1 rRNA gene (cut by a window edge) is annotated in these 3233 nt (G+C 52.8%); it reads right to left on the bottom strand.

What is annotated here, in order from left to right:
• Window positions 1-120: 120 nt before the first annotated feature.
• Window positions 121-3233, bottom strand: a 23S ribosomal RNA gene (locus Q6D67_RS21360) (it continues 91 nt past the right edge of the window).

The raw sequence follows: 3233 nt of genomic DNA, 5'->3' as shown, positions 1-3233 counted from the left end.
GGTAAATCAAGCTGCTACCGCTGTTCACGCGTTGTACTGTCTTGCTACTTCTCACCATGACTTGTCACAACACCCAGCTCTCTCGTGACCTTGTTGCGTCACGCAAATCACTTGGATTATATGGTCAAGCCTCACGGGCAATTAGTACTGGTTAGCTCAACACGTTACCGTGCTTCCACACCCAGCCTATCAACGTTGTAGTCTTCAACGGCCCTTCAGGGGGATCAAGTCCCCAGGGAGATCTCATCTTGGGAGGGGCTTCCCGCTTAGATGCTTTCAGCGGTTATCCTGTCCGAACATAGCTACCGGGCAATGCCACTGGCGTGACAACCCGAACACCAGAGGTTCGTCCACTCCGGTCCTCTCGTACTAGGAGCAGCTTCCCTCAAATCTCCAACGCCCACGGCAGATAGGGACCGAACTGTCTCACGACGTTCTAAACCCAGCTCGCGTACCACTTTAAATGGCGAACAGCCATACCCTTGGGACCGGCTTCAGCCCCAGGATGTGATGAGCCGACATCGAGGTGCCAAACACCGCCGTCGATGTGAACTCTTGGGCGGTATCAGCCTGTTATCCCCGGAGTACCTTTTATCCGTTGAGCGATGGCCCTTCCATTCAGAACCACCGGATCACTAAGACCTACTTTCGTACCTGCTCGTCTTGTCAGACTCGCAGTCAAGCGCGCTTGTGCCTTTACACTAACCTCACGATTTCCGACCGTGATTAGCGCACCTTCGTGCTCCTCCGTTACTCTTTGGGAGGAGACCGCCCCAGTCAAACTACCCACCACACACTGTCCTCGATCCCGATAAGGGACCTAAGTTAGAACCTCAACATTACCAGGCTGGTATTTCAAGGTTGGCTCCACGATGGCTGGCGCCACCGCTTCAAAGCCTCCCAGCTATCCTACACAAGTAAGGTCAAAGTCCAGTGTGAAGCTATAGTAAAGGTTCACGGGGTCTTTCCGTCTAGCCGCGGGTACACTGCATCTTAACAGCGATTTCAATTTCACTGAGTCTCGGGTGGAGACAGTGTGGCCATCGTTACGCCATTCGTGCAGGTCGGAACTTACCCGACAAGGAATTTCGCTACCTTAGGACCGTTATAGTTACGGCCGCCGTTTACCGGGGCTTCGATCAAGAGCTTCTCCGAAGATAACCCCATCAATTAACCTTCCGGCACCGGGCAGGCGTCACACCCTATACGTCCACTTTCGTGTTTGCAGAGTGCTATGTTTTTAATAAACAGTCGCAGCCACCTGGTCACTTCGGCCAGCCCAGGCTCGGGGAGCAAGTCCCTTCACCCAAACCGGCGTACCTTCTCCCGAAGTTACGGTACCATTTTGCCTAGTTCCTTCACCCGAGTTCTCTCAAGCGCCTTGGTATTCTCTACCTGATCACCTGTGTCGGTTTACAGTACGGTTCCTTCATAACTGAAGCTTAGAGGCTTTTCCTGGAAGCATGGCATCAACCACTTCATCCTGGCTCGCACCAGAACTCGTCATCAGCTCTCGGCCTTGATCGCCCGGATTTACCTAAGCAACCAGCCTACAACCTTAAACGCGGACTACCATCGCCGCGCTGGCCTAGCCTTCTCCGTCCCCCCATCGCATTATGAAAAAGTACGGGAATATTAACCCGTTTCCCATCGACTACGGCTTTCGCCCTCGCCTTAGGGGCCGACTCACCCTGCGCCGATTAGCGTTGCGCAGGAAACCTTGATCTTCCGGCGGGGAGGTTTTTCACCCCCCTTGTCGTTACTCATGTCAGCATTCGCACTTCTGATACCTCCAGCAAACCTCACGATTCACCTTCAACGGCTTACAGAACGCTCCTCTACCATGCACATGTACCACTAAACGCTACTATCACTACTGCCCTTGTGCCAAATCAGACCCGCAGGCCAACTCAACGTTCGGGAGGGCTTGGTCGCCGTCTGCCTTCGGCAGCCGTCGACAAGCTCCAACAATAGCGTTTAGAGGTACATGTGCATCCGCAGCTTCGGTTACCAGTTTAGCCCCGTTAAATCTTCCGCGCAGGCCGACTCGACTAGTGAGCTATTACGCTTTCTTTAAAGGATGGCTGCTTCTAAGCCAACCTCCTAGCTGTCTAAGCCTTCCCACATCGTTTCCCACTTAACTGGTATTGGGGACCTTAGCTGGCGGTCTGGGTTGTTGCCCTCTCGACAACGGACGTTAGCACCCGCTGTCTGCCTGCCGTGATTGTACTCCTGGGTATTCGGAGTTTGCATGGGGTTGGTAAGTCGGGATGACCCCCTAGCCCAAACAGTGCTCTACCCCCCAGGGTAAGACACGACGCTCTACCTAAATAGATTTCGAGGAGAACCAGCTATCTCCGGGCTTGATTAGCCTTTCACTCCGATCCACAGCTCATCTCCTAATTTTTCAACATTAGTGAGTTCGGCCCTCCAGTTAGTGTTACCCAACCTTCAGCCTGGCCATGGATAGATCGCCCGGTTTCGGGTCTATTGCCTGCAACTATACGCCCTGTTAAGACTCGGTTTCCCTACGCCTCCCCTATTCGGTTAAGCTCGCTACAGACAATAAGTCGCTGACCCATTATACAAAAGGTACGCAGTCACCCCATCTTCAAACCACCTCTGCTTCCTTTGAGCGGTTGATCGCCACACACCGTCAATCAACCAAAACAACTTCGCTAAAGCTACGTTGTTTTAAGCGGTTGATCGTCGCTGCGCGACGCTTACCTTACTCAAAGCTTTGGTGAATTCTTCATCACCACCAAAGTGGCTTGAAGATGGGGCTCCCACTGCTTGTACGCATACGGTTTCAGGATCTATTTCACTCCCCTCTCCGGGGTTCTTTTCGCCTTTCCCTCACGGTACTGGTTCACTATCGGTCAGTCAGGAGTATTTAGCCTTGGAGGATGGTCCCCCCATATTCAGTCAAGATAACACGTGTCCCGACCTACTTGTCGCAAGCTCAGTATCACAACGCGGTTTTCGTGTACGGGGCTATCACCCTCTGTCGCCGGACTTTCCAGACCGTTCCACTAACCGCACTGCTATCACTTGCAGGCTTTTCCCCGGTCGCTCGCCGCTACTGGGGGAATCTCAATTGATTTCTTTTCCTTCAGGTACTTAGATGTTTCAGTTCCCTGAGTTCGCCTCCTTAACCTATGTATTCAGTTAAGGATACCTGGCTTACACCAGGTGGGTTTCCCCATTCGGACATCACCGGATCAAAGGTTGGT

It is taken from the genome of Haliea sp. E1-2-M8 (assembly GCF_030649675.1).
GTDB lineage: Bacteria > Pseudomonadota > Gammaproteobacteria > Pseudomonadales > Halieaceae > Haliea.
The sequence above is the reverse complement of the archived record's forward strand: the minus strand, read 5'-3'. Positions and strand labels throughout refer to the sequence as shown.